A 7,374-nucleotide genomic window follows, 5' to 3' on the forward strand; every position below is an offset into this window, starting at 1 on the left:
AGTAAAAGCAGGGCATGAATCAGAAGAAAATTTTCGGGAACAGGTCGAGGAATTATTCAGAGAAGCGGGTTATGAAAGTCAAGATGGTTGGAAAAACTTACTCTCCGATATAACTGGATTAATAGCCTTTATTGCGATCTTAATTTTTGGTCGTCAACAATTGGCGATTACGCAAGCTTATGTTAGTCGTTATTTTCTCAGCTTAAATGATATCACCAAAGCCTTTATCTTTATCCTCTTTACCGATATATTTGTCGGGTTTCACTCGGCGGAGGGTTGGACGGTAATCTTAGAAACTTTGTTCCGGCACTTTGGTTGGCGCGAGAATATTACATTTATTAGCTTGTTTGTGGCCACGGTTCCCGTTATCCTAGATACCATCTTTAAACTATTAATATTTAATTATCTGACTCGTAAATCTCCCACCGCCGCAACTATCCTAGAAAAGATGAACCAGTAACGCCCTATGATCCTTAGTATTGCCGATACCTTCATTAAAAGACCCGTTCTGACCACAGTTTGCTCGATTTTAATCGTTTTGATCGGAGCGATCGCTGTTCCCTTTTTACCCCTAGAAAAACTGCCCCAGTTGGCATTTATTCAGGTAGCGGTAAATGCCAACTATTTGGGGACCGATGCCAAAACCGTACAGGATAACGTTACCACGGTACTCGATCGCCAGATTAACGGGACAGAACAGATTGTTTATATGCAGTCCCAGAGTACCAACACCGGACAAAGTACGGTGAATGTCTTTTTCCCGGTGGAAATGGATCGTAACATTGCCCAAGTCTTGGTACAAAACCGTGTCAGTACCGCGGCCGCTAGTTTACCGGAAGAAGTGAACCGGCAGGGGGTGACAACTAATACCCAATCCCCCAGCGTTACCCTTGCCTACGGGATTTCCGCCAAACCAGACGAAAAGGGCAATTATCCCTACGATACGGTCTTTTTAAGTAACTTTGTCGATCGGGTCATCGATGCCGAGATTCGCCGGATCGAGGGAGTTGGTAGTACAACCATCATCGGGGAAAGGGAATACGCCCTGCGTTTTTGGCTTAATCCCGATGCTTTAGCCGCTAGGGGTGTATCGGCGGAACAAGTAGTACAGGCGATCCGAGAACAGAATATTCAGGTGGGTGCGGGGACAATTGGCGGTGATCCCAGTCCCGAAGAGCAGCAATTCCAGATCGCCATTCGCGCCGTTGGTAGGGTGGCCACCGGGGAGGAAGCAGAAAATATCGTCGTCAAAGTCGGGGAAAATGGCGATTTAATCCGCATTAAAGACGTGGGACGCGCAGAAATCGGAGCCGAAAGCTACAGTACCGCCGCCTATTTCGACAAATCCCCCGCCGTCGTCTATATCGTCTATCAGTTGCCCGGTTCCAACGCTTGGAATACCGCCAAACTGGTGAAAGAAAAAATGGCGGAACTAGAACCAAGTTTCCCCCCGGGGTTAAATATCGCCATTACCCTCGATAATACCGCCTTTGTCGCCGCTTCCCTGGAAGAAGCCTTTAGCACTCTGGTGGAGGCGATTTTACTGGTTATTCTCGTCATTTTTATCTTCCTTCAGGATTGGCGCACCACGATCATTCCGGCGATCGCTATTCCCGTATCTTTGATCGGAACCATGGCCGTCGCCCTGGCTTTAGGCTATTCTCTCAATAACCTCTCCTTGTTTGCCGTCATTCTGGCCACCGGTTTAGTGGTGGACGACGGCATCGTGATCGTAGAAGCGGTATCAGAAAAATTACGGCAGGGAATGCGGCCATTTCAAGCTGCCCTCGATGCCATGGGCGAGTTAACCTCGGCGGTGATCGCTAGTTCTCTTGTACTGCTGGCAGTTTTTATCCCCGTCACCTTCTTCCCCGGTACGGTGGGGATCGTTTATCGACAATTTGCCGTCATCATCTCCGCTTCAATTATCATCTCCACCTTTAACGCCCTCAGTTTTTCCCCCACCATGTCGGCGATTATCATGAAACCGCCCCAAGGCACCCGCGGACCGTTGGGACTGTTTTTCGAGGGCTTTAATCGGGGTTTCAACGCAGTTAAAGAGGGCTATCGACGCTCGATCGAATTTCTGATCCGCATCCGTTTTTTAGTGTTACCCTTCTTTATCGCCGCCCTCTTTCTCACAGCTTGGAGTTATAGCACCACTCCCCAGGGTTTTATCCCCGAAGAAGACCAAGGTTATGCCTTCGTTTTGGTGCAAGCACCCCCCGGGGTTTCCCTGCGCTACACCGACCAGGTTATCCGTCAGATTAACGAAGAAATTCTCGACGGTATCGAAGAAATCGAACACTTTGTCGGTATGGCGGGCTTTAGTTTTGCTGGAAGTGGCAGCAACCAAGGGCTATTTTTTGTCAAGTTAAAAGAATGGTCGGAACGGCCTGGCGAAGATAAGTCGGTTTTCGGGGTTCTGCGGAAAATTAACCAACAATTAGCCACTAAAGTCCCAGATGCTCGCGCTTTCGCCGTTAATGCACCCCCCGTGGATGGATTAAGTTCTACCGGCGGTTTCGAGTTATTTATCCAAAACCGCGCTTCTTTCCCCATGGACGCTTTGATTGCCAACGCTAATAAAGTCATGGCCGAGGCCCGAACAAGACCGGAATTATCGGGAATTTTCACCCAATTTACCACCGACACGCCGATGCTGGAACTTTCCATCAATCGCAACCAGCTACAGGCGCAAAACGTCGATATGCAGGCCGTTTTCGGTACCCTGCAAACCTATCTCGGTTCCAACTTCGTCAACCAATTCGTCTTAGGCGATCGCTTGTATCGAGTCTTTGCCCAAGCAGAAGCGGATTATCGCTCTAATCCTGAAGATATTAACCGTCTTTACGTCCGTTCCCGTACCGGGGCCAATATTCCCCTATCGGGTTTGGTTAGCGTCAAACGCTTCACCTATCCACCGATTATCACTAACTTTAACCTCTATCCCTCGATTAACGTTCAGGGTAGTCCCGCCCCCGGTTTTAGTACGGGACAGGCGATCGCAGTGATGGAAGATGTTTGTCGGAAAGTCCTGCAGCCCGGTTTCGGTTACGCTTGGACGGGTACAGCTTTCCAAGAAAAAACTTCCGCCGGGGCTGCCCCAGTTATCTTCGGATTAGCCTTTATCGTGGTTTTCCTCGTCCTCGCGGCCCAGTACGAAAGCTACATTGACCCGATTATCATCATGATTACCGTTCCCCTAGCGATCCTAGGTGCCATGGGGGCCTTACTGTTGCGGGCGAATTTCCTACAAGTGGGTAGTCTGTTCCCGGCGGTGAATAATAATATCTATGCTCAGGTGGCTTTGGTCATGTTGATCGGTTTAGCGGCTAAAAATGCGATTTTAATCGTGGAATTCGCTAACCAGTCCCGTACTTTGGGTTTAAGTATTCCCGATGCGGCAGCCCGGGCCTCGACGGAACGCTTAAGACCGATTCTGATGACGGCTATTTCCGGTTTAGTCGGTTTCTTGCCCTTGGTTATCGCTTCCGGCGCCGGAGCGATGAGTCGTTGGTCTCTGGGAACTGCAATCCTAGGCGGTTATCTGATTTCCACGGTGTTGAGTTTATTTCTCGTCCCGGTGTTGTATGTGCTGATCAAACAGTTCGAGGCCCAATTCCTCTCCTCGAAACCCCCGAAAAGTGGCGGTTCTGGCGGCAAAAAAACCCCTTCTCTCGATGGGGAAAGAAATACATCAGAAACCCCCATAGAAGAAGGGGCCATTTCCTCTTTGAAAATCTCTCCTCAGTCCCCGAATGACTAGGGTGTTAGGAGACTTTTTCAGTGATAACTGATAACTGATAACTGATAACTGAAAATAATGAGTCTAGAATCTACTGCTAACGAGGCGATCGCTCATAATTTAGAGCAATTCCTGCTAGTTTTGACCATTTCCTTGAGTGTCGCCACTTTATCGAGAACCGTTGCCTTCCTCCGCAAAATTCCCTACACCCTGCTGTTAGTTATTGTCGGTATGGGTTTAGCTTTTTTAGATTTGCGTCTAGTTAATCTTTCCCCGGAATTAATTCTGGAAATTTTTCTGCCTCCCCTCCTTTTTGAAGCCGCTTGGAATATTCCTTGGGCTAAATTAAAGGAATATTGGGTTACTATCGTCCTTTTTGCCGTTATCGGGGTAATTATCTCCGTTTTGGGAGTCGCCTATCCCCTACATATCTTTGCTAATTTACCCCTATCGATCGCTTTTCTGTTGGGTGCTGCCCTAGCTGCCACCGATCCCGTCTCTGTGATTGCCCTATTTAAAGAATTGGGGGCCAGTAAAAAACTAACGATCCTGATGGAAGGGGAAAGTCTCTTTAATGATGGGGTCGCTGTGGTGGCTTTCGTCCTCTTGGTGGGTATTCCCTTGGGAGTCGATACCTTTTCCATACCCGTGACGATCGCTCGTTTCTGCACCTTTGTGGGGATTGGGATCGGTGTCGGTTGCGTGATCGGTTTCGGCATTTCCTACCTTACCCAACGCTTCGATCTGCCTTTTGTGGAACAGTCTCTCACCCTCGTTTCTGCATACGGAACCTATCTCGTCACGGAAAAATTGGGCGGATCCGGTGTGATTGGGGTGGTAATTGTCGGGATTATTCTCGGTAATCTCGGTTCGCGCATTGGTATGAGTCCCCGTACGCGCCTGGTAGTTAGCGAATTTTGGGAATTTATCGCCTTTTTTGTCAATTCCATCATCTTTTTACTGATCGGCGATCAAACCCGTTTTGAGAGTCTCGGCAGTCACTTAAGCGGGATTTTAATAGCGATCGCTGCTATGGTGGTTTCCCGTCTGTTCTCAATTTTTGGACTAGGGGGAATTAGTAACCTAATTACGGGCAATAAGATCAATTTTAAGGAAAGAACGGTGTTATGGTGGGGAGGATTGCGCGGTTCGGTTTCGATCGCCCTAGCGTTAAGTGTTCCCACGTCTATCCCCTACCGTCAAGAAATTATTGACGTGGTTTTTGGGGTGGTTTTATTTACTTTATTGGTGCAAGGATTATCTATACAATGGCTGTTAAATGCCCTCAATCTTATCGGTGATCAACCGATTCGGAGCGAATATTCGGCCTTAATTGCTCGTCAAATTGCTTTAACTAGGGTGTCTAATTATCTGCAACAACCAGAACGTTTTCCCGATATCGATCCCGAATTTTATCGCGACAAAAAAACTCTGGTGGAAGGACAATTAAAGTCCTTGGGCGATCAGTTGCAAAAATTACTACAGGAACACCCACAATTAAAAGATGTGGTGGCCGAACAATTTCAAGATACTTTACTCGATATAGAAGCTAATACCTACGCAGAATTAATTCGAGCCGGTCGTTTAAATGAAAATCTCGTTCCCCTTTTAGTGGAGGTAGAAGAAGAAAAAGAGATGGTTTAATGATCAAGTCATGGAAAATCAAAGAATTTTTGCTAAAAATTGCTGAGTTCGATCGGATTGAGGATTATTAAAAAATTCTGCTGGGGGGGCAATTTCCAAAATTAAACCCTGATCCATAAATACCACTCGATCGGCCACTTCTCGCGCAAATCCTACCTCGTGGGTGACACAAACCATGGTCATCCCCGATTTGGCTAAACTTTGCATCGTTTCCAAGACTTCTCGCACCATTTCTGGGTCTAAAGCTGAGGTGGGTTCATCGAATAACATCACCTTCGGCTGCATGGCCAAAGCGCGAACGATCGCCACCCGCTGCTGTTGTCCTCCCGATAACTGAGGGGGATATTTAAGCGCTTGTTCGAGAATACCGACTTTTTCGAGGAGTTTTCTCGCTATTTCCTCCGCTTGCGCTTTTTTCCAACCGCGCACCCAGATGGGACCGAGGGTGACATTATCTAATACCGTCAGATGGGGAAAGAGGTTAAATTGTTGAAAAACCATGCCGACTTCCTGACGGATTGCCTCGATATTTTTCAGGTTGTGAGACACAGTTATTCCGTCAATAATAATGCGGCCTTTTTGATAGGATTCTAACCCGTTAAAAGTGCGGATAAAGGTGGATTTTCCCGAACCGGACGGCCCCATAATCACGACAACTTCCTGTTTATTAACGGTGAGATTGACTCCCCGCAAAGCATGAAAGCGGTTATCATACCATTTTTCCACCGCTTCGGCAATTATAATCGGTTCACTGTTGTGAGATTCCATATTTTTGAGAGTTTATTGATTGTCTGTATCGGGAAACCACTGTTTCTCAAGAATTTGTGTCAGAGAGTAGGGGCAAATTATCGGTAAATTTTTTAATCCTGTCTTTTTTTCGGCAATTAAGCGGGCATTTTCATAGATATTGTCTAACTCTAGTTCTAGAAATTTGCTTAAATCGGTGGTGAGCTTATCTTCTAATTGTACTCGAAAAGTGATAATCTCTGCCGCCCAATGATTACTATTTATTTCTCTTTCTGTTGTCCAAAATTGATAGAGTAACAGCTGGATTATTATCGATAAAATTAAACTTTTAACAGCAGTTTTTTCGCTTCGTCCCCAAGCTGCCAACTCCTCGATTAAATGTTCGTAATCTAACTGATCTAACTGACGATTTTTTAATAACTCGATCGTCTCGCTTAACCAGCGATCGTACTCCCGTTCATAAAGCTGTTCTAAAGCAAGCATTGTCTTTGATCAAATGGGGACATTATTAAAAATAACCCATTCCTAGGAATGATAGCATAAAATATCCGAATAACGCTGGATTAGTGTAAATATTTTTTATTTAGTTTTAAACGCAGATATTTCCGCATAATTAACTGATTTTATCGAATTTATTCATATTTACACCGAATAACCACCTGAATTGATTGAGGCAATAATCCTGACTTTACCCGAAGAAGTTGATTAAATTAAAACTTCAATACATTTGAGTAGATGACTTAGTTTTTTGTCACCCTTTTCAGCTAAACTAAGTTTATGACTAAAAGCCTAGAAAACATTACCATTCACCAGTTTAGAGGACTGCGAGAGCTTGAGCTAAAGAATCTCGGACAGATTAACCTGCTTGTGGGAATTAATAATTCGGGAAAAACCAGCGTTCTCGAAGCGTTATCTATTTACTGTCATCCCTTAGATCTAAAAGTTTGGCTAAATACTGCTAGACAAAGAGAACAAGAGTACAGAGTTTCTCGGACTCCTTATCTAGATTCCCTACAGTGGTTATTTACCCACGATGCAATGATTGAGCAAGAAAAACTTAATCATGGGGTTATATCAATCACAGGAAATGGCTCCTTTAAAGTTCAGAAAATCGAGGCAATTTATGAAGAACTCGAAGGAATTATTTTAATTGACAGTCCCGAAGACAAGCTTCATATTAATCAGATAATTAGCGAAGAAAACGAAGATTTAATCGATAATAATGAAGATTTATG

General features: G+C 45.4%; 5 protein-coding genes and 1 pseudogene. 4 read left to right on the forward strand and 2 right to left on the reverse strand.

Annotated elements, in window-relative coordinates; translation table 11 throughout:
- The 3 genes and pseudogenes from PX636_RS05225 to PX636_RS05235 form a co-directional block, all read left to right on the forward strand.
- Nucleotides 1-460 (forward strand): annotated as a pseudogene (locus PX636_RS05225) (proton extrusion protein PcxA); the annotation flags it as partial.
- A 6-nt stretch (nucleotides 461-466) separates the two neighbouring features.
- Nucleotides 467-3,769 (forward strand): efflux RND transporter permease subunit, encoded by a 3,303-nt coding sequence (locus tag PX636_RS05230; RefSeq protein WP_288116406.1) that lies wholly within the window; start codon nucleotides 467-469, stop codon nucleotides 3,767-3,769.
- 57 nt (nucleotides 3,770-3,826) lie between these two features.
- Complete coding sequence (locus PX636_RS05235; RefSeq protein WP_288116407.1) at nucleotides 3,827-5,392, forward strand: cation:proton antiporter; 1,566 nt, start codon at nucleotides 3,827-3,829, stop codon at nucleotides 5,390-5,392.
- 18 nt (nucleotides 5,393-5,410) lie between these two features.
- On the opposite strand, the gene PX636_RS05240 is transcribed toward PX636_RS05235, so the two are convergent.
- Complete coding sequence (locus tag PX636_RS05240) at nucleotides 5,411-6,160, reverse strand: amino acid ABC transporter ATP-binding protein (protein ID WP_288116408.1); 750 nt, start codon at nucleotides 6,158-6,160, stop codon at nucleotides 5,411-5,413.
- Between the two features lie 12 nt (nucleotides 6,161-6,172).
- The gene (locus tag PX636_RS05245; protein ID WP_288116409.1) at nucleotides 6,173-6,622 is read right to left on the reverse strand and encodes a DUF29 domain-containing protein; all 450 of its coding nucleotides are present in this window, start codon (nucleotides 6,620-6,622) and stop codon (nucleotides 6,173-6,175) included.
- A 294-nt stretch (nucleotides 6,623-6,916) separates the two neighbouring features.
- Between PX636_RS05245 and PX636_RS05250 the strand changes: the two genes are divergently transcribed.
- The coding region (locus tag PX636_RS05250; RefSeq protein WP_288116410.1) for an AAA family ATPase at nucleotides 6,917-7,374 on the forward strand (458 nt) is incomplete at its 3' end.

Source organism: Microcystis sp. M53598_WE2, assembly GCF_030067735.1.
GTDB lineage: Bacteria > Cyanobacteriota > Cyanobacteriia > Cyanobacteriales > Microcystaceae > Microcystis > Microcystis aeruginosa.

Excerpts from the sequence above, each read along its gene's own strand:
- PX636_RS05240 (WP_288116408.1), bottom strand. The coding sequence starts at position 6,160 with ATGGAATCTCACAACAGTGAACCGATTATAATTGCCGAAGCGGTGGAA.
- PX636_RS05245 (WP_288116409.1), bottom strand. The coding sequence starts at position 6,622 with ATGCTTGCTTTAGAACAGCTTTATGAACGGGAGTACGATCGCTGGTTA.
- PX636_RS05235 (WP_288116407.1), top strand. The coding sequence starts at position 3,827 with ATGAGTCTAGAATCTACTGCTAACGAGGCGATCGCTCATAATTTAGAG.
- PX636_RS05230 (WP_288116406.1), top strand. The coding sequence starts at position 467 with ATGATCCTTAGTATTGCCGATACCTTCATTAAAAGACCCGTTCTGACC.